This is a genomic window from Methylophaga nitratireducenticrescens (genome assembly GCF_000260985.4).
Lineage (GTDB): Bacteria > Pseudomonadota > Gammaproteobacteria > Nitrosococcales > Methylophagaceae > Methylophaga > Methylophaga nitratireducenticrescens.
The window spans coordinates 3,020,490-3,038,908 of record NC_017857.3 but is presented as its reverse complement, the minus strand read 5'-3'; the positions used below and the strand labels follow the sequence as shown (position 1 = coordinate 3,038,908).

20 protein-coding genes and 1 pseudogene are annotated in these 18,419 nt (G+C 45.9%); 8 read left to right on the top strand and 13 right to left on the bottom strand.

The genetic code is table 11. The features are described 5' to 3' along the window. Positions 1–5: 5 nt before the first annotated feature. Genes Q7A_RS14590 through Q7A_RS14580 form a run of 3 tightly spaced genes read right to left on the bottom strand, consistent with a single transcriptional unit; the run spans position 6 to position 1,164 of the window. The gene (locus Q7A_RS14590) at positions 6–275 is read right to left on the bottom strand and encodes a BolA family protein (RefSeq protein WP_014707608.1); all 270 of its coding nucleotides are present in this window, start codon (positions 273–275) and stop codon (positions 6–8) included. Then, the gene (locus tag Q7A_RS14585) at positions 272–571 is read right to left on the bottom strand and encodes a YciI family protein (protein ID WP_014707607.1); all 300 of its coding nucleotides are present in this window, start codon (positions 569–571) and stop codon (positions 272–274) included. Before Q7A_RS14585 ends, Q7A_RS14590 begins: the two co-directional genes overlap by 4 nt. Beyond that, on the bottom strand, positions 571–1,164 hold the full coding sequence (locus Q7A_RS14580; RefSeq protein ID WP_014707606.1) for a septation protein A: 594 nt from the start codon (positions 1,162–1,164) through the stop codon (positions 571–573). Before Q7A_RS14580 ends, Q7A_RS14585 begins: the two co-directional genes overlap by 1 nt. 52 nt (positions 1,165–1,216) lie before the next feature. Between Q7A_RS14580 and Q7A_RS14575 the strand changes: the two genes are divergently transcribed. The 4 genes from Q7A_RS14575 (at position 1,217) to Q7A_RS14560 (ending at position 4,730) form a co-directional block, all read left to right on the top strand. Then, positions 1,217–2,047, top strand: coding sequence for a PHP domain-containing protein (locus tag Q7A_RS14575; RefSeq protein WP_014707605.1), 831 nt, complete (start codon positions 1,217–1,219; stop codon positions 2,045–2,047). Between the two features lie 70 nt (positions 2,048–2,117). After that, positions 2,118–2,744, top strand: a complete 627-nt coding sequence (locus Q7A_RS14570) for an L-threonylcarbamoyladenylate synthase (protein ID WP_014707604.1) — start codon at positions 2,118–2,120, stop codon at positions 2,742–2,744. Continuing rightward, positions 2,741–3,415, top strand: coding sequence for a lysophospholipid acyltransferase family protein (locus tag Q7A_RS14565; protein ID WP_014707603.1), 675 nt, complete (start codon positions 2,741–2,743; stop codon positions 3,413–3,415). Before Q7A_RS14570 ends, Q7A_RS14565 begins: the two co-directional genes overlap by 4 nt. Positions 3,416–3,482: 67 nt before the next feature. Then, positions 3,483–4,730 carry an O-antigen ligase family protein gene (locus Q7A_RS14560; RefSeq protein WP_014707602.1) on the top strand — a complete coding sequence of 416 codons (1,248 nt, stop codon included), beginning with the start codon at positions 3,483–3,485 and terminating at the stop codon, positions 4,728–4,730. On the opposite strand, the gene Q7A_RS14555 is transcribed toward Q7A_RS14560, so the two are convergent. The 5 genes from Q7A_RS14555 to Q7A_RS14535 form a co-directional block, all read right to left on the bottom strand. Next, the gene (locus tag Q7A_RS14555) at positions 4,722–5,624 is read right to left on the bottom strand and encodes a glycosyltransferase family 9 protein (protein ID WP_014707601.1); all 903 of its coding nucleotides are present in this window, start codon (positions 5,622–5,624) and stop codon (positions 4,722–4,724) included. The genes Q7A_RS14560 and Q7A_RS14555 overlap by 9 nt on opposite strands. Then, positions 5,621–6,619 (bottom strand): glycosyltransferase, encoded by a 999-nt coding sequence (locus tag Q7A_RS14550; RefSeq protein ID WP_014707600.1) that lies wholly within the window; start codon positions 6,617–6,619, stop codon positions 5,621–5,623. Before Q7A_RS14550 ends, Q7A_RS14555 begins: the two co-directional genes overlap by 4 nt. After that, entirely contained in the window at positions 6,616–7,737 is a 1,122-nt protein-coding gene (locus Q7A_RS14545) for a glycosyltransferase family 4 protein (protein ID WP_041354606.1), read from the bottom strand. The genes Q7A_RS14550 and Q7A_RS14545 overlap by 4 nt, the downstream gene beginning before the upstream one ends. 15 nt (positions 7,738–7,752) lie before the next feature. Continuing rightward, complete coding sequence (locus tag Q7A_RS14540) at positions 7,753–8,712, bottom strand: mitochondrial fission ELM1 family protein (protein ID WP_014707598.1); 960 nt, start codon at positions 8,710–8,712, stop codon at positions 7,753–7,755. 131 nt (positions 8,713–8,843) lie between these two features. Beyond that, a complete protein-coding gene (locus tag Q7A_RS14535) occupies positions 8,844–9,767 on the bottom strand; it encodes an LpxL/LpxP family acyltransferase (protein WP_014707597.1) in 924 nt (307 codons plus the stop codon). A 165-nt stretch (positions 9,768–9,932) separates the two neighbouring features. Here Q7A_RS14535 and clpB point away from each other — a divergent pair, with 165 nt between their 5' ends. Both clpB and Q7A_RS14525 read left to right on the top strand, forming a co-directional pair. Further along, positions 9,933–12,518, top strand: a complete 2,586-nt coding sequence (gene clpB, locus Q7A_RS14530) for an ATP-dependent chaperone ClpB (protein ID WP_014707596.1) — start codon at positions 9,933–9,935, stop codon at positions 12,516–12,518. Between the two features lie 288 nt (positions 12,519–12,806). Beyond that, entirely contained in the window at positions 12,807–13,655 is an 849-nt protein-coding gene (locus Q7A_RS14525; protein WP_014707595.1) for a formate/nitrite transporter family protein, read from the top strand. Positions 13,656–13,693: 38 nt separating this feature from the next. Here Q7A_RS14525 and cynS read toward each other — a convergent pair whose 3' ends face one another. From cynS to Q7A_RS14510, 3 genes are all read right to left on the bottom strand, one after another. After that, on the bottom strand, positions 13,694–14,134 hold the full coding sequence (gene cynS, locus Q7A_RS14520; protein ID WP_014707594.1) for a cyanase: 441 nt from the start codon (positions 14,132–14,134) through the stop codon (positions 13,694–13,696). A 74-nt stretch (positions 14,135–14,208) separates the two neighbouring features. Then, the gene (locus Q7A_RS14515; RefSeq protein WP_014707593.1) at positions 14,209–15,036 is read right to left on the bottom strand and encodes a formate/nitrite transporter family protein; all 828 of its coding nucleotides are present in this window, start codon (positions 15,034–15,036) and stop codon (positions 14,209–14,211) included. Positions 15,037–15,176: 140 nt separating this feature from the next. Beyond that, entirely contained in the window at positions 15,177–15,461 is a 285-nt protein-coding gene (locus Q7A_RS14510; protein ID WP_151903932.1) for a hypothetical protein, read from the bottom strand. A 36-nt stretch (positions 15,462–15,497) separates the two neighbouring features. Between Q7A_RS14510 and Q7A_RS14505 the strand changes: the two are divergent. After that, positions 15,498–15,739 (top strand): annotated as a pseudogene (locus Q7A_RS14505) (transposase); the annotation flags it as partial. Positions 15,740–15,923: 184 nt separating this feature from the next. On the opposite strand, the gene Q7A_RS14500 reads toward Q7A_RS14505, so the two are convergent. Beyond that, the gene (locus tag Q7A_RS14500) at positions 15,924–16,790 is read right to left on the bottom strand and encodes an SDR family NAD(P)-dependent oxidoreductase (RefSeq protein WP_014707590.1); all 867 of its coding nucleotides are present in this window, start codon (positions 16,788–16,790) and stop codon (positions 15,924–15,926) included. Between the two features lie 102 nt (positions 16,791–16,892). Here Q7A_RS14500 and Q7A_RS14495 point away from each other — a divergent pair, with 102 nt between their 5' ends. Then, the gene (locus Q7A_RS14495) at positions 16,893–17,726 is read left to right on the top strand and encodes a CheR family methyltransferase (RefSeq protein ID WP_014707589.1); all 834 of its coding nucleotides are present in this window, start codon (positions 16,893–16,895) and stop codon (positions 17,724–17,726) included. On the opposite strand, the gene Q7A_RS14490 is transcribed toward Q7A_RS14495, so the two are convergent. Next, positions 17,723–18,406 carry a DUF4126 domain-containing protein gene (locus Q7A_RS14490; RefSeq protein ID WP_014707588.1) on the bottom strand — a complete coding sequence of 228 codons (684 nt, stop codon included), beginning with the start codon at positions 18,404–18,406 and terminating at the stop codon, positions 17,723–17,725. The two genes, Q7A_RS14495 and Q7A_RS14490, sit on opposite strands and share 4 nt — an antisense overlap. Between the last annotated feature and the right edge of the window lie 13 nt (positions 18,407–18,419).

Genomic DNA, 18,419 nt, shown 5'->3' with positions numbered 1-18,419 from the left:
CCGAATTATTTCAGTTCATCAGGCGTTTTAGCTTGAATGCTTAATGCATGAATAGCAGAAGGGAGTAGTTCTGCCGCAGCGTCATAGACCAGCCGGTGGCGCTTGATCAAAGATAAACCGGCAAACGCGTCGCTGACAATGAATACCGAAAAGTGTCCACCACCGGTATTGCCAGCATGACCTGCATGCAGATGGCTGTCATCAATGACCTGTAGGTGAATGGGAGCAAGCCGCTGTAATGCCTGCTCGAGTTTTTGTTGTGTCGATAAATTCAAGGTAAGACCTTACGAAAGGGTTTAACAGTTACGTTGGCGTAGACATCAGCCTCAATGTACGGGTCGGCCTCGGCCCAAATCCGGGCGCTTTGCAAGTCGTCAAATTCGGCGACCACTAAACTGCCAGTGAATCCGGCTTCACCGGGATCATCGCTATCGATAGCGGGGTGTGGACCAGCCAATAGCAAACGACCTTCATTCTGTAACACCTGAAGACGGGCGAGATGAAACGGACGGGTATTCTTTCGACGTTGCAGGCTATCAGGCTTATCTTCACTGATAATGGCATATAGCATCAGGAGGCATCCTTCGAATCATTATTGTCGTTTATATGACGGGACAAATAAATGGCTTGTCCGGCAATAAATAACACGGTAATGGCCAAAGAGCCAAATAATTTAAAGTTGACCCAGGTTTCTTCTGAGTAGTAATACGCGATATAAATATTCAGAAATCCGGAAAAGATAAAAAACAGAATCCACGCCGTGTTCAGTCTTGACCAGACCGCGGTTGGCAATTGCAGATGCGCTGCCATCAGACGTTCAAGCAGGGTTTTATCGGTAAACAATCGGGCACCGATAAAGGCTAATGCAAATAACCAGTTCACCGCGGTGGGTTTCCACATCACAAATTCCGGGTTCTGTAACCAGAGCGTGGCCCCGCCAAGCACCATCACCAGAATGAATGTGATTAAATGCTGTCTTTCCACTTTGCCGTGACGCAGCAAACCATAAAGAACCTGAACCAGAGTAGCGACCATCATTACCGCTGTTGCGGCATAGATGCCGGCCACCTCATATTCCTGGCCATTCCAGTGGTAGATGCCGCCACCAAATTTATAAGCAATGAAAAACAGAATAATGGGCAGGAAATCAGTAAATAGTTTCATCTTTTTGTTCAGTTATTACAGAGATGCCACATTCTAACGTAAAATCAACACCATGACGCACTATGACCTGCATTGCCATTCCACCGCCTCTGATGGCGCCTTGTCTCCAAAAGCATTGGTTGAACGAGCTGTTCAGCAAGGTGTCGATGTGCTGGCGCTTACTGATCATGATGGCACAGAGGGCATTACGGCTGCGCTTGAGGCTGCCGCAGATCAGCCACTCACATTGATTCCCGGGGTAGAAATTTCGGTTAGCTGGAATAGCAGTACGGTGCATATTGTCGGGCTGAACATTGATATTAAGAATGCTAAATTGCAAAACGGTTTAGCCAATATCCGCCAATATCGGCAGCAAAGAGCCGAACAAATTGCGCAGCGTTTGGAAAAATCCGGTATTTCGGGGGCGCTTGAAGGTGCGGGAAAATATGCGTCGAAGACCATGTTAGGACGAATGCATTTTGCACAATTCCTGGTCGAACAAGGCCATGCTTCCAATGCTAAAGATGTCTTCAAGCGTTTTCTGGTGAGAGGCAAACCCGGATATGTGCCGGGACAGTGGACTGATCTGGAATCCGCAGTTGAATGGATAACCGAGGCGGGCGGCCAAGCGGTTATTGCCCATCCGTTACGTTATAAAATGACCGGTACCAAGCTGCGACGGCTGATTGATGAGTTTAAAACAGCTGGCGGACAAGCCATTGAGGTCAGTTCCGGGCATCAGCATCCAGATCAACTGAGAAATGTAGCAGCCCTGGCAAAACATTATGATTTGCTTGCATCCTGTGGATCGGATTTTCATGGTCCAGAGCAAACGTGGAGCGAGCTTGGACGCTTCCTGCCATTGCCGGCCTCCTGTAAACCGGTATGGTCTTTATGGCACTAAAACGGTCATGCGGCATGGGTTATGGTATATACAAGTAATTAACAAACTAAAGAATTAACAAAGGTTTTAGATGAGCCAGTATTTTCAAATTCACCCGGATAACCCCCAGCCACGTCTGATTAAACAAGCCTGCCAAATCATAATGAGTGGTGGCTTGGTGGTTTATCCTACCGATTCGGGCTATGCACTGGGATGCCATTTGGGTGACAAAGGCGCTATGGATCGCATTCGTCGTTTGCGTCAACTGGATGCTGATCACAATTTCACGCTGGTGTGCCGGGATTTGTCTGAGCTATCGGTTTACGCCAAATTCAATAATGCAGTCTTCCGCTTGATTAAAGCGCATACCCCTGGCCCCTATACATTTGTCTTACCGGCAACTAAAGAGGTGCCCCGCCGATTGCAGCATCCTAAACGTAAAACCATCGGTTTACGGATTCCGGTCAACAATATTGCTCTGGCCTTACTGGAAGAGCTGAATGAACCATTGATGAGCTCAACTCTGATTTTGCCGGGCGAAACCATGCCGATGACCGAAGCCGATGAAATAGCTGATCAATTGAGTAAACATGTGGATTTGATTATTGATGGCGGAGCATGTGGCAGTGAGCCGACGACCGTTGTCGAGTTTGTAAATGACTTACCCGAAGTGGTCAGGGTTGGTATGGGTGATCCTGAACCGTTTGAGGTGGAATGATCATCTATCTTGGTTTATTCCTGATAATCGCTTGCAGCATCTGGCTTATCGGCATTATTCATGCTGAAGCCGATTGGGGCGGACCGTCCGTTAACTGGCTGGATGGCTGGACCCGCTTAATCTGCAAGTATATTCAGCATTTACCGGAACAGAAAATAAATCTGCCAGAGACTGGCCCAGCGATTATAGTCGCCAACCATGTATCTGGTGTTGATCCCTTATTACTGATATCTGCCAGCAAACGGCCGTTACGCTTTTTGATTGCTCGGGAAGAGTATGAGCGACCTTTTGTTAGTTGGGTGTTTAAAAAAGCCGGTTGTATTCCTGTTGATCGTTCCGGCCGCCCTGAGCAGGCGTTAAGACAGGCCTTAAGAGCTTTGCAACAGGGCGAGATTATCGCACTGTTTCCGCATGGGAAAATTCATCTGGATACTGATCCACCGAGAAAAATTAAGGGTGGTGTTGGCCGGCTGGCAAGCTGGTCGAGAGCACCGGTGTTTCCAGTGCGTATTGATGGTGTGACAGCTCAGGGGAAAGTGTTTACAGCACCGTTTATCCCCAGCCGGGTGGTGTTAACCATGGGAGCACCTCTACAGTGCACCACGCAATCAATGGAAGAATGTTTGCAGGATATTATTCTGACAATCGAAACACCAACCCCCCGACCCTGATTTTCATCATAGTGTCTTAATCGCTAGGTAGTCTGAAAAGTTATTTTGCCTGCACTGAAAGACTTTGATGATGATTGACAATACACCTATCTGGGTCCGCTACTCACAAACTGCATTGCCATGGTTATTACCGCCGTTATTGCTATTTTCACGAGCTCTTGCCGATTTGACGGTACTGTTAAGCGGCATTTTATTTTTAATCTGGTCGTTTCAGCGACAGGACTGGCATTGGGCCAGAAACCCTTGGTTTCGTTTAAGTCTGCTTTTTTGGGCCTATTTACTGTTTGTAAACTTACCTCTTAGCGTTGATCCGTCTGATAGCTTGCTATACGCCATTACCTTTATGCGCTGGCCTTTGTTTGCCGCAGCATTAGCTTACTGGTTATTAACAAGTCGCGATCGACAAAAACACTTTCTCATCGCCTTGCTATTCACTTCTTTATTTATTGCCTTGGACACTGGCTGGCAATATGTAACTGGTGTGGACTGGTTTGGAATTCCTATTGCTCCAGAAAACCGGTTGACCGGACCGTTTCGTAATCCAGTGGCCGGGATTATGATGGTGCGGGTGGAATTTATTTTATTGCTTGCGATAGCAGTATTTTCCAGTTTGCAGTCTATCTATCGGCAAGTGCTGTTTATCGTTGGTATTTTGCTGAGCTTTTTATTGTTAATTTTTATCACAGGCGAGCGCATGGCGTTTATGTTGTGTGTTTCGGCCAGCTTACTGGTATTACTGGGATTTGCGCTGCAATATCCTGCCAGACAAACACTGGTGGTGCTGGGCGGATTGCTACTCATTTTAGTCATTATTGCTTTGATGTTCTTGCTACCGGAAACATCGCAGCGGATGGTGTTTAGTACGGTCGAAAAATTACAGAATTTCCGGGAATCGGATTATGGCCAGGTGTTTCGCGGGGCCTTCGAAGTTTGGCAGCACTATCCGTGGTTTGGTAGTGGTCTGCACAGTTATCAAGCTGTTTGTGCTGAACTTGGTGTGATGGCTAACACTGCTATAGCTTGCACACATCCACATAATCTGTATCTGCATCTTGGTGCGGAAACCGGTATTGTTGGAGTGAGTTTATTTTGCTTGATGGTGTTGGCGATCTTTCACCAGGCATTGGCGTCATTATGGCGACAAAAAAGCTGGCTGTTGCTGACCATCTGTTCGGCGATTTTGCTACTGAGTTTCTGGCCATTAATTGGTGGTATCAGCTTGTTAAACAACTGGGTGGCGGCCCTGGTTTGGTTGGGTGTTGGCTGGGCACTGACAGTTGATTTGCAGCATTCCTCTGCTGAGCATTCAGCTTGAAACGACACCTTGAGCTACTAAGTAAGCAATGACTGTCTCGATATTCAGTTCTGACAATGAACTGACGCTATAAGGCTTGAATTGTTCACGTTCAATTTCAGCACGCCGGGCACAGCTGTGCGGACCAAAAATGGCCATACCGGCTTTACTAAGATGTGCTGCCAGATGGCTTGGTCCGGAATCGTTGCCAATTACAAAACCGGCTTGTTGAATAACACCCGCCAGTTGAAACCAGTTAAGACCGCTTAATATGGTGCTACTAAATTGCTCAGTTAATTGGATTTCATCCGGTCCGAGTAGGGTGACAACGTTCACGTCTTTTGCGGCTAATTGCTTAGCAAGTTGAGGATAAAACGGCCAACGTTTTTCCGGACGCTTGGCCGAGCAACCGGGTATTAATAAAATAAAACCGGATTGAATACCGCGCTCGGTCAGCCAGGGTTGCATATTCTCTGTCAGCCAGCGTAAATCTGCCTGCCGCGCATATTGACTATCAATTCCTGCTTGTTGCAACAACTCAATCTGGCCTTGCAAGCCACTGACTGGAGCAGATTTAGCCGCACGTTGAATCCATGGCAATCTTGGCAATAACAGTTTTCTATACAGTCGAGTACGTTGTGAATTCTGTAAATCAATCACCAGATCAAAATCCTGCTCTTTTAATGTGTTTCTGAGTAGCCACAAATCTGACACTCGCCATAATGGCCTTCGCTTATCTGTTAAGACAAAATCGATATGAGGGCTGCGCTGCATTAGCGATTGATAGGTGGGTGAGGTCAGTAAAGATATCCGAGCATGGTCGAAGTACACTCGAATATCATGCATCACGCCATCTGCTTGCAGTAAATCGCCGAAAGCGCCATGTTTTATCACCAGAATATGAGGTGATTTCATGATGAGAGCAGCTTACGGTAGAGCGCCAGCGTTTGATCCGTCATGGCTGTTAAGGTCATGCATTGCTCGGCAGTAGAATAGGACTTTTGCATCAGTGCTGACCATTGGTTTAAATCAGCTAATAAAATTTGCAGTCGCGCGCTCAGTGCCTGAGGATCATCAGTTGGAACAATTAACTTTTCCGGTAATATTTCATTGGCGACCGGTACATCTGTTGCCAAAACTCGGCATTGTGTTAGCAGTGCTTCATTAAAGACATAAGAAAAGCCCTCGCGCTGCGAGCTGATAATTAATGCATCAGCTTGCTGCATTAATGGATAAATATCCTGGCGAGCACCCAGTAAACGAATATTTGCTTTAGTTGAGTGTCTGTCAATCAGTGATTGAAGATGCATTTTTTCCGGTCCATCACCGGCAATCCATAAGGTCACGGGCAGCGCTGCAACTGCCTTAATGAGTACGTCAAAGCCTTTTGCTGGCACCAGTCTGCCAACGGCCAGCAAAAGTGGTAATGCATTATGTTTCTCTTGCAGGGCTTTTGTGATGAGCGGTGCCTGGATGCCGTTATAAATAATAGTAACCTTTTCATCAGCAAATGGCTTGGCCAGCTGCTTGCTAACAGTAATGACCTGATTAAAATGCCGATAAGCGCCAAGTTGGCGTTTGATATTGTGAAGTGTTGCTACGCGTTGACCTGAAAAAAAATAACGCAACGAATTGATCAGTGCCGCGGCTTTATTTGCCTGCGCATGCACAATATCAAACTGGCCCTGACGTAATGACTTTCCCAGAGCCCATAACAGCCTTGGATCGTGGCGACTGTAATGGCTGGGCATAGCAATGCTTTGAATATGTGTTGGCAATTTTCGAATAAATACTGGGTCGGCAATAACTGTGATGTCATGGCCACGTTCGGCTAACGCAAGACTGAGTTCATATACATGTTTTTCCAAACCACCGTCGCCGCGGCTGGCAAGTACCTGAGCAATTTTCATGAAGCTTTTTCTGGTACTGCGAGCGAATGATAAATAGCGAGCGTATTTTCCAGCATGCTTTGTAGCGAAAACTCCTGATTTTTTGGCACCTCAGGTGGTGTGATCAACCACTGCAGACTTTTTGCCTGTAAAGCAACTTTATCTCCGGGTGTAATAAGACCGGCTGGCAATATACGATTAAGCTGTTCAGCAACACCACCATGGTTATAAGCAATGACTGGTCTGCCTAGGCTTAACGCTTCAAGCGGGATGCGGCCAAAGGCCTCCGGTTCTGTGGATAGCGAATATACGATGTGTGACATCGCCATTATGTCGCGGATATCGCTGCGATGGCCAGTAAAAGTGAAGTGTGATTGCATGTTTAGTTCGGCAATTCGGTCGGTGATTTCCTGTAAATAACGTTTTTTGCCAGGCTTGGTTTCGCCGACGATAAGACCATGAACTTGAGGATTTATTTTGCTGAGTGCTGCAATAAGCTCGATAAAATCCTGCTGACCTTTCCAACGGGTAATTCGTGCAGGCAAACACAATAGAATTTTGTCGCGGGTTTGTGGAAACTGTTGATACCAACTCTCTTGCCACTGAACACTAGGTTGAAAGCCGAATGGAAAATCTGCTGTATCAACGCCTCGATAATTTAATTGCAGCTTGTCACTATTAACTTGGTAATGGCGTAGTACGTATTCACGAATCATTTCTGAAATAACAATGACCTTTTCGCCTTTGGTCATGATGGCACTATATGCATTCACTGAATAAGGGCCATGAACGGTGGTAATAAAGCGTGGTCGTTGCCGATGCGGAATAGTTTTCAGGGTGAGATAACAAATCCATGCCGGTAGCCGTGAGCGGGCATGCACAATATCTACCTTTTCACTGAGTAAAAAGCGACGTAATTTGGGGATCTGCCTTAGCGTTAGCAAGGATTTTCGTCCGATAGGACAGCTGATATGTTCGCTGCCTTGCCTGGTAAGTTTTTTGACCAGTCGCCCGCCAGCAGAAATTACGATAGATCGGTGACCTTGCTGAGTTAAAAACTTGCCGACCTCCAGCGTACCACGTTCCACGCCGCCCGACGCCAACGAGGGCAGTACTTGAACAACGGTCAGTTTCGTCAAAATAATAGGTAAATTTTAGATGTTGGCAATGGCTGCGCGACCCGGTACCAGTTGTGATAACCAATTAGCCTCAATCCACTCTGCACATCTATCGGCTTCAATAAAGCCATTTACTGGGTGTAAATTCTGTTGATAGTTTCGATCATGGTCAAAACGGACAATCAGTTTTTCAGTCAGTAATTTATGCAGACCGTTGCTGACTCTGTTTTGGCGTTTAACTGGCACTGGTAAAGTGCCTACCGCAACCCTTGCCGTAAGTGCTTCATAGACCATGGATACCGAATCTTCACTGATCCAGGCGCTACTGACTTTGGCCAGTTGCTCCGCTACCCATCCAGCAGCAGTTTGCTCAAATGGCACCACTTCAAGATTGGTTGCTTCCAATAATTGCACCGACTGTAGGGTTTCAGCTGGTGTGCGACGAGACGTCGTCAACGTGTAATGAATATCAGGGTTATCAGAGAGCAGTTTACGAATATGTTGCATCAATTCTGTGTTATCCCAACCGCAGTGTTTAGAAGGACCGCCAAGCATGATCAGTGACTGATTGGCGTGATGAGAACCTATGGCATGCAGTGGATTTAATACGCCGCGGGTTTGCAAATAATTACCACCACCATGATATTGGTCATGCTCAGGAATAAGACAGAGATCAAATAATCCTACTGCTAAACTGGGCTGCATCATTAATACGGTTTTGCCACCATAAGCACGCTTGGCGGCTAGCATTGAAAAATGTGTTCGATGACCTGCGCCAATAATAAGATCGGGAAGCGGTAAACCAGCTCCGGCAGGCCAGACCCCAGATAACCATTGAGAAAATGGCGCTAATTTTCCTGATACCGGAATATCAATCAATTGACAGGGACGCACGCGTTGCAATGCTTGAGCCAGACCCAATGACTGACTTTGATGACCAGGTTTTCCATCAGTTAACCGCCAAATAATGGTTTCGCCTGAAACTGATGCATTCATCTGATCGTTGCTCCCAAGTTAGTGAATCAACCCCATGAAATTGGCACGGAGTCGTTTGCTCGTTGGGATAACCTTAGTTTAAAAGTGTGTAATTAAGATGTCGGAAATATGACACTGACTGTCATATTTATTTACGCGCTTTTGGTTGGCCGGATATATAACTTACCGCGTCCATCAGGCTGTGTTTTGAATCGGCGATGCACCCAAAGGTACTGTTCGGGGTACTGTTTTACTTGGGCTTCCAGCCAATCATTTAACTGTTGTGCATCTTGCAGAGTATTACCAGAGGGGTAGTTTTCCAGCGCTGGAAATATTTTCATCAAATAACGACCATCTGGCTGACGGCAAGGCATAAAAGGTACGACGGTAGCACCTGACTTTTCTGCCAAACGCGACGGTGCGATTATCGTGGCAGCCGGTAAATTAAAAAACTTGGCAAAGACTGAGGTTTTGCCACCGAAATCCTGATCCGGGGCATACCAGACGATTTTATTGGCTTTTAGCGCCCGCAATAAGCCCCTGATATCGGCTTGGAGCAGACTACCTTCACTGTGTTTATGCCGATAGTGCAGCATTACCTGGTTTAAAAGTGGGTTTTTCATATTGTGAAACATTACATGCATGGGGTGTTGTAGCATCATCAAGCGACCGCCCAATTCCATGCTGGTAAAGTGGCCGGTCAGTAGAATTACGCCACGACCTTTCTTTACAGCCGATTGCAGGTGTTCGAGACCGTCATAGTCAACGATTTTGGCAAGGGATTTATCTGGGGCCCACCAGCTTAGTGCCGTTTCAAATGGCATCATGCCGATACTGTATAAGGTTTTTTTCAGTAATATTTTCTGTTCAGATTTTGATAACTCCGGAAAGCACATCGCAATATTGCGTTTGGCAACAAAACATTTTTTAGCTGCAAACAAGGTTAAGCTCTTGCCAATAAAAGCAGCAATGAATGATCTGCTGGAATGGGGTAGATAAACTGATAATCGCATTAATGCTAAACCTAACCAATTCCCCCAAAAACGTGGGGCCAGCAATTTCCAGTGTTTAAGCATAGTATGTAGTGAAGTCCGATAAGCAATTTAACAGCTTGGCAAATTTTAATGACCGAAATATGAATTAGCCTTTTCAGCAAAAAAATAAATTCTGTTTCGACCTCTTGAGATCATCTTGTGTACCCCCCATTTTGTAATTAACTTATTTTTTACAGGGATATTACGATGCAAATCGATAAACTCACCAGCAAGTTCCAGGAAGCACTTGGTGCCGCACAAAGTCTGGCGGTTGGACGCGATCATCAGATTATTGAACCAGCCCATTTAATGTTGGCGTTATTAAACCAACAAGGTGGCACGGTAAAACCGTTACTGGCACAAAGCGGTGTCAATGTGCCAGCGTATCAGGCGGATCTGGAAGCACAGTTAAACCGTTTTGCCCAAGTTGAGGGTGGTAATGGGGATATCCGCATATCTTCAGACTTGAACCGATTATTAAATCAAACGGATAAATTGGCACAGCAACGTCAGGATCAGTTTATTTCCAGCGAACTTTTCGTGTTGGCAGCGGTTGAGGAAAAAAATCAAACAGGTGAATTGCTGCGCAAGCATGGGGCTAACAAAACCAATATTAATAACGTGATAGACAAAATTCGTGGGGGCGAACGCGTGACTGATCAAAATGCCGAAGAACAGCGCCAGGCGCTGGAAAAATACACCATTGATCTCACTGCCCGTGCCGAGAGTGGCAAACTGGATCCGGTGATAGGTCGTGATGATGAAATTCGCCGCACTATCCAGGTTCTGCAACGTCGTACCAAAAACAATCCAGTGTTGATTGGTGAACCAGGCGTCGGTAAAACGGCGATTGTTGAAGGTCTGGCACAGCGTATTGTCAACGGTGAAGTGCCGGAAGGCATGAAAAACAAACGAGTGCTGGCGTTGGATATGGGCTCGTTGATTGCTGGTGCCAAATTCCGTGGTGAGTTTGAAGAACGATTAAAAGCAGTACTCAGTGATCTGTCAAAACAGGAAGGACAAATCATTCTGTTTATCGACGAAATCCATACCATGGTCGGTGCTGGTAAAGCGGAAGGCGCGATGGATGCCGGGAATATGCTGAAACCTGCTTTGGCGCGAGGCGAATTGCATTGTATCGGCGCGACTACGCTGGACGAATATCGTCAGTACGTTGAAAAAGACGCCGCTCTGGAACGTCGCTTCCAGAAAGTGCTGGTGGGTGAACCCAGTGTGGAATCCACTATTGCTATTCTGCGTGGTTTAAGTGAACGTTATGAAGTGCATCATGGTGTGGATATTACCGATCCCGCTATTGTTGCCGCAGCGACCTTATCGCATCGTTATATCACCGACCGGAATTTGCCGGATAAAGCCATTGATCTGATTGATGAAGCGGCCAGCCGCATTCGGATGGAAATTGATTCCAAACCGGAAGTTCTGGATCGTCTGGAAAGACGGTTGATTCAGTTAAAAATTGAGCGTGTAGCGTTGCAGAAAGAATCGGATGAAGCCTCCAAAAAACGTTTGGATACGCTGGAAACCGAAATGAAAAAACTGGCGCGCGAATACACCGATCTGGAAGAAGTCTGGAAATCGGAAAAAGCGGCTTTACATGGCAGTCAGCACATCAAAGAAGAACTGGAAAAAGCTCGACTGGAACTGGAATCTGCCAATCGTAGCGGTAATCTGGAAAAAATGTCCGAACTGCAATATGGCCGTATTCCTGCGTTGGAAAAACAGTTGGATATTGCCACCCAGGCAGAAATGCAGGATTTCACCTTGCTGCGGAATCGAGTGGGTGAAGAGGAAATTGCCGAAGTGGTTTCTAAATGGACTGGCATTCCGGTGTCCAAAATGCTGGAAGGCGAGCGCGATAAATTGCTAAAAATGGATGAAGCTTTGCATGAACGCGTGATTGGTCAAGACGAAGCCGTGAATTCAGTTGCCAATGCGATTCGTCGCAGTCGTGCCGGTTTATCCGATCCCAATCGTCCTAACGGTTCATTCCTGTTTTTAGGGCCAACGGGGGTAGGTAAAACCGAGCTGTGCAAATCTTTGGCAACGTTCTTATTTGACACCGAAGAAGCAATGGTACGGATTGATATGTCAGAGTTTATGGAAAAACATTCGGTTGCCCGTCTGGTCGGTGCTCCTCCCGGTTATGTCGGCTATGAAGAAGGTGGTTATCTGACTGAAGCGGTTCGCCGCAAACCTTATTCAGTGATCCTGCTGGATGAGGTCGAAAAAGCGCATCCGGATGTGTTCAATATTCTGTTGCAGGTCCTGGATGACGGTCGGCTGACGGATGGTCAGGGTCGGACGGTTGATTTTAGAAATACCGTTATTGTCATGACTTCCAATCTGGGCTCCAATGTGATTCAGGAAATGGCCGGTGAAGATAAATATGACACCATGAAAAATGCGGTAATGGAAATTGTCGGTCAACATTTCCGTCCGGAGTTTATTAACCGTGTGGATGATGTGGTGGTATTTCATCCGTTACAGAAATCACAAATCCATGCCATTGCTGATATCCAGCTGTCACACTTGCGGCAACGTCTGGCAGAAAAAGAAATGGGACTGGAATTATCTGATGCGGCATTGGATATGCTGTCTGAAGCAGGGTTTGATCCGGTCTATGGTGCCCGACCTTTAAAACGGGTAATTCAGCATGAGCTGGAAAACCCGTTAGCACAAGCTTTATTGTCTGGTCGCTTTGTGGCCGGACAGGTTATCAAGGTAGATGTGCAGGATGAAGAATTAACGTTTACCAGTGAGCTGATGCACTAGGGGCTGCTGCTCTTTCATCGCCACCTATACTGGTGGCTGTCCAACAAGCAGGCTGAAAGAGCAACAGACCCTGTTAAAACGAGACTCATTTATCGAGTTGAGTAAAATTGACTCAACTCGATATTTTAATGAAGTCATGATTCATGACTTTGGTTAAATAATTTTGCCTGTATTGTTTGTTGAGCTTAAATAATCATTGCCTAAGTTAGGAATGCAATCCCTGCAAAGCGTTGCAAGTCACTGATATAATACGGGACTTTGTCCTCATTTTGCACAGGTAACTATCTCATGTCTGATTTCGGCAAGTTTGTCGATGCTTTCACGCCAGCGGAAGTCGCTGAAAAGGTCAAAACCGTCGGTGTGGATAAAGCCAATATGTCCATAATCCCGCTGGTGATTCTCTCACTGATGGCTGGAGCCTTTATCTCGTTTGCTGCAATGTATTACACCGTGGTCATGACGGATGCCAGTGCCGCCTATGGGCTGGCCAGGCTGGTTGGTGGTCTGGTTTTTTCGTTGGGCTTTATTCTGGTGGTGATAGCCGGGGCAGAGTTATTTACTGGTAATACGCTGGTCGTAATGGCCTATGCCAAGGGGCAGGTGAGTTTCAAATCATTGATGCGAAATTGGGGCATTGTCTATATCGGTAATCTAGTGGGGGCATTAGTCACAGTGTATCTGGTGTATTTGTCTGGTTATTTAGATGATGGAAATCTCGGTGTTGGGGTGACGGCAATAAAAACGGGTCTGGCCAAAGTAGACCATACAACTACAGAAGCGTTTGTCAGAGGATTGTTTTGTAATGTGCTGGTTTGCCTTGGAAGCTGGATGGTCTATGCGTCACGCAGTGTGACCGATAAAGTCCTGGCGGTATTATTTCCCGTCTCTGGCTTTGTGGCAATGGGATTTGAACATTGTGTGGCGAATATGTACATGATTCCAATGGCGATGATTGCTGCCACCGATCAAGCAATTGTTGCGGCAGGTCATTTTGATGCAGCGCAGCTGGCAACACTGGATTTTGGAGGCTTAATGGGTAATCTCATCCCCGTTACCTTGGGCAATATCGTCGGTGGCGCTGGCTTTGTCGCAATGGCCTATTATCTGGTCTACGTTTACGCCCGACCGACCCGTTAAAGGCAGGTGCACTGTCTGACAGTGCACCTTGTTGACGGCTACCAGGATTTGTAAGGCAGAAATTTTCCATCCAGCGTGATCACAATCCGCTCCCCTTTTGGATCGGGCTTTTTCTCAATATTCAGTGCAAAATCAATGGCACTGACAATGCCATCACCACATTTTTCATGCACAATTTCTTTAATTGCTGGCCCATAAACCGACATCATTTCATAGAGGCGGTATAGCAAAGGATCGGTCGGTACCGCCTGATCCCATTGTTTATTTGGATATTTCTGCAGGGTCAGCTCAACTTCAGTTCCCAGATCCAGCACATGGCACAGCTTCTTGGCAGTTTCAGCAGACATGCTGTTCATTCCAAGGCAGGCAGAGGCTGTCCATTCTGCTGACATACCCACGGCTTCACCAATTTTTTGCCAGGTCAGTTCTTTAGTTTCTTTTGCCACCATAATGGCTTGCGTCATAGCAAGTTTATTCATTGTTTCTCCAAAACATCTGTTTGCATTCGAATAAAAATCTAACACCGCGGACAGGTGCCAGATCAACGAGGAAATTAGTTCATTTTTTCCGAAAATTCAGCAGTATTTGCACCCGTTTTGTAATGTGTCGCATATAACATACCGCCAGTCAGCACCAAGCCACCCAACATATTGCCGAGGATAACAGGTATTTCGTTCCACAATAACCAATCAGCAATGGTAATCTCTGCGCCCATCAGCATGCCCATTGGAAACAAAAACATATTTACTACTGCGTGTTCGAAAACCAGACCAAAAAACACGGTGATAGGCAGCCACATGGCCACTACTTTGCCTGCTACCGAACTGGATAACATCGCGCCGACAACACCCGTCGAAACCATCCAGTTACAAAGAATACCAGCGACAAAGACAGTTAACCAACCGGCTCCTCCATGTGTTGCAAAGCCTAAAGTACGAACTTCAGCTGCCTTGGCAATGGCCTGACCAGCTGCGCCGGGTTCGGCCGTAAAGGCAAAGGTCCAGGCTGTTCCTACTAATAAAGCGGTCGTTAATGCACCAAATAAATTACCTAACCCTACCAGAAGCCAGTTTTTTAGCATTCCAGAAAAAGTACACCCTCGTCTTTTATCTAACAAAGCCAATGGTACCAAAGCAAAAACACCGGTAAGTAAATCAAAACCTAACAAATTCAGCAATACAAAACCTACTGGGAAGACTAAGGCACCAACAATTGGCAAACCGGTTTGTACCGTCGCTGTAACAGCAAAGGCAACGGCCAAGGTCAGGATAGCCCCTGCCATATAGGATCGGATCAAAACATCCCGGGTTGCCATCTTGAGTTTCGCTTCTCCGGCATCAACCATATTTTTGGTAAATTCACTTGGAATGAGATAAGACATAAAAGCTCCAGATTGATTATTAGCTGTAAACAGGAAACGGTCAGCAGGTTTTATGCCCAATTTTTTTGGTTTTTAATATCAATGGCTTAAATTATTTTAGGCTGTGAACAGACTCGGCACTGCACCAATATGAAACGAACTTAAGCAAGGACAGCACAAGCATGAAGCATTGAGTCAATGGTTGGGATTTTGAAAAAGATTGCTTGTAGTGAATACTTTCTATCCACCCGGTTTGTGGTCGAACCATGTTGTATTGCTAAACTGAATTTACACCAAAGCCTCATAAAGAAGGCCAATATTTCATCTTGTTCGACAAATTCGACAAACTGAATGGTTGTTTGAGGACTAAGTTCAGTGGTGATATCGACCAGTGCTTTGATAAACAATGAATCTTTTGTTTGGACTGCCCTGACTATTGTAGACAACTTCCGGCTCTTATTTGCGCATAGGAGGAAGTCCATATGAGTGGTCAAAGAGATACCCCGGAATTTAAAGATGAAGCAGTAAAACAAGTTCTTGATCGTGGCTACTCGGTTGCTGAAACAGCTGAACGTTTGGGCGTTTCACATCACAGTTTGTATAAGTGGGTTAACGCCGTTAAACACGGTTCATCAGAGCAGCAGGCCAATGAATTACCCGAAGCCAAACGAGAAGCTCTGAAACTGAGAGCCCAGCTTCGCCCCGCACTGAAGAAGAAAGGGAGCCGTCCGGTTTTTATGCGGATTTTTAATTAAAGATGTCATCAATTTTGATGATATAGGCAGGTAATTCTTGTATGTCGTTGAATAGCAAAGTCGACTCCAAAATCATTCAATAAAAAACGACATTTGAAGACGTTAATGACCAGTGTATGGAACATATCAGAACAAAGAAAAATAAAGGCTAATTCATTGTTGTTCATTACGAGAAACCTTGCACAGAAACCAGTCTAAGGCACGATTTGGTAAAAGTCTTTTGAGATAAGCAAACAGATAGGTGGGGAAGGTTACGTAATATCGTATTTTTGGGTTATCGGACTCAATCGCATGCAGTAATTTCTCAACGACAGCGTTGGCTGGGAGTGTAAACGGTGCTGCTGGCCCTGGTGTTAACAAGCGTCTTTCCATTGCGTTATAGCTAGCCTTATGGGCGCTGGTATTTTTATCAATGTGTTGCTGATATTTAGCGAAGGCATTTTGCCTGAACTGGCTGGTGATTGGACCAGGCTCAATGAGTGAAATTGTAATACCCGTGCCTTTTAACTCCAATCGCAAAGTATCAGCCAAGCCTTCAATGGCGAATTTACTGGCATTGTATGCCCCACGATAAGGAAGAGCGATTAGACCTAATACGGAACTGTTATAGATGATTCTACCAAAACCTTGCTGGCGCATGTGTTTTATTACAAGATTGGTCAGTTCCTGTGTGCCAAAAACATTAGTTTCAAATTGTGCACGTAGCGCGTCTCGACTTAAATCTTCAATCGCACCGGGCTGGCCATATGCGGCGTTATTGAATAACACATCAATTTTTCCATCGAACACTTTCATTGCCGTTTCAATCATCTCTTGGATGGAGTCACTCCTATCCAGATCACAACGTAAATTACTGATACCGGCTTGTGAAAGCAGGGTTTGATCGGTCTCTTTTCTGACGGTAGCAATTACATGGTAACCCCGCCGATGTAATATCTGGGCAGCCTCCAATCCAATGCCACTGGAACAGCCAGTGATCAAAATATTTCGTCGGCGTATATTTGGCTTGTTTTTTGGCATATAAGCAATCAGAGTATGGTTAAATTATAACGGTTAAACATTTAAGCATATTGACCGCTAAATACCATAGACCAAACAATTTAGGGTGGGCAAAACACAGGTATGTTACAAGGTAATAACATAAGTCAGGCTGATTACGAACGGTTTCGACTTTTTTTGGAACAAGCCTGTGGCATTGTTTTGGGTGACGGCAAGCAGTATTTAATTGTCAGTCGCCTGACCAAGCTATTGCGTGATGAGGCAATCCCATCAGTCGCCGATCTGTTAAACGCCATACAACGTGGCCATCCACGTCATTTGCGAGACTCGGTTATCGATGCCATGACGACGAATGAAACGTCGTGGTTCAGGGATGGTGGGCCGTTCGAAGTCTTTGAAAAGATGACGTTGGCTGATTTGGAATCCAGGATCACTGCCCCCTGCAAAATCTGGTCAGCTGCCTGCTCTTCAGGGCAGGAGCCATACACTATCAGTATGATCCTCAGTGAATATAATCGTAAAAAACCGGACAGCAAACTTAAAAGTACGCAAATTATTGCCACGGATATTTCCAACAGCATGTTGGCCCTGGCGAAGCGGGGTGTTTATGAGGAACATGCTTTAGTCAGAGGAATATCTGCAACACGGCGACAACAGTTTTTTAAATCGATTGAAGGTCGCTGGCAAATTGCTGATGAGGTCAAACAGCGGGTGCAGTTCAGGGAACAGAATCTGTTGCAGAGCTATACCGGATTAGGTCGTTTTGATGTGATATTTTGTCGCAATGTATTAATTTATTTTTCGATGCAACGCAAGACAGACATTCTTACCCGATTAGCCCAGGCGTTGAATCCCGGTGGCTACTTGTTTTTAGGTGCTTCGGAAACAATTAGTGGTTACACCGATGCATTTGATTTGCAACGCACGCCGCATGGCGTGGTGTATCGTCGTCGTTAGCTTTCGGATTTATCGGATATAGATTTAACCACTATGGGCTCAGCGGATTGATCCCTTGTTGCTGTTTTTGCCGGTTCCGGTTTTTCACACCATCCCAGCCAGCTTCCAATGTATTGTAAAACCGTTTTGATTAAACGCCATAAACGCGGTAGCAACCAAATCATTAACACGATGAAAATAATCAGTGCCGCAAGAAACCACAGCGGATGAGTGAGTGCCGTCCACAAACCGGCAATCACCAGCAAGTCTTCTGTTATTGAGGCTGTCCAGTTGCTGAAAGGTTCTGGTGAGGTATTAATCATTAATCGGCTGCCAGCTTTAGTGGCATGGGTTGCAGCAGCAAGGCTCCCGCCCAGCAGACCTGCTGTTAATTCGATGGCCGGGCTGACATCTCCTACTGCACTTGCCGCCAACATGGCACCAGCCGGAATACGGATAAAGGTATGCAGAGTATCCCAGCCTGTATCGACGCCAGGCACTTTGTCGGTAAAAAACTCGACACAATACATCACAGCAGCAGCCATCATAACCAGGGGATCACTAAGAACCTGCAAATCTGGTGGCAAAACCATGTGGCCAGTAGAACCCATATAACCCAGCATAAATACCGCAGCATATAAATTGATACCACTGGCCCAGGCGGCACCCATACTCAGTGCAATAATACTCACAGCATCCATTTAACCACTCCCG

Bases quoted from the DNA above. Each gene is read 5' to 3' on its own strand.
- Q7A_RS14500 (WP_014707590.1), bottom strand. From the start codon at position 16,790: ATGCCAAAAAACAAGCCAAATATACGCCGACGAAATATTTTGATCACT.
- Q7A_RS14490 (WP_014707588.1), bottom strand. From the start codon at position 18,406: ATGGATGCTGTGAGTATTATTGCACTGAGTATGGGTGCCGCCTGGGCC.
- Q7A_RS14550 (WP_014707600.1), bottom strand. From the start codon at position 6,619: ATGAAAATTGCTCAGGTACTTGCCAGCCGCGGCGACGGTGGTTTGGAA.
- Q7A_RS14570 (WP_014707604.1), top strand. From the start codon at position 2,118: ATGAGCCAGTATTTTCAAATTCACCCGGATAACCCCCAGCCACGTCTG.
- Q7A_RS14495 (WP_014707589.1), top strand. From the start codon at position 16,893: ATGTTACAAGGTAATAACATAAGTCAGGCTGATTACGAACGGTTTCGA.
- Q7A_RS14580 (WP_014707606.1), bottom strand. From the start codon at position 1,164: ATGAAACTATTTACTGATTTCCTGCCCATTATTCTGTTTTTCATTGCT.
- Q7A_RS14525 (WP_014707595.1), top strand. From the start codon at position 12,807: ATGTCTGATTTCGGCAAGTTTGTCGATGCTTTCACGCCAGCGGAAGTC.
- Q7A_RS14560 (WP_014707602.1), top strand. From the start codon at position 3,483: ATGATGATTGACAATACACCTATCTGGGTCCGCTACTCACAAACTGCA.
- Q7A_RS14565 (WP_014707603.1), top strand. From the start codon at position 2,741: ATGATCATCTATCTTGGTTTATTCCTGATAATCGCTTGCAGCATCTGG.
- Q7A_RS14555 (WP_014707601.1), bottom strand. From the start codon at position 5,624: ATGAAATCACCTCATATTCTGGTGATAAAACATGGCGCTTTCGGCGAT.
- Q7A_RS14535 (WP_014707597.1), bottom strand. From the start codon at position 9,767: ATGCTTAAACACTGGAAATTGCTGGCCCCACGTTTTTGGGGGAATTGG.
- Q7A_RS14575 (WP_014707605.1), top strand. From the start codon at position 1,217: ATGACGCACTATGACCTGCATTGCCATTCCACCGCCTCTGATGGCGCC.
- Q7A_RS14585 (WP_014707607.1), bottom strand. From the start codon at position 571: ATGCTATATGCCATTATCAGTGAAGATAAGCCTGATAGCCTGCAACGT.
- Q7A_RS14515 (WP_014707593.1), bottom strand. From the start codon at position 15,036: ATGTCTTATCTCATTCCAAGTGAATTTACCAAAAATATGGTTGATGCC.
- Q7A_RS14540 (WP_014707598.1), bottom strand. From the start codon at position 8,712: ATGAATGCATCAGTTTCAGGCGAAACCATTATTTGGCGGTTAACTGAT.
- clpB (WP_014707596.1), top strand. From the start codon at position 9,933: ATGCAAATCGATAAACTCACCAGCAAGTTCCAGGAAGCACTTGGTGCC.
- cynS (WP_014707594.1), bottom strand. From the start codon at position 14,134: ATGAATAAACTTGCTATGACGCAAGCCATTATGGTGGCAAAAGAAACT.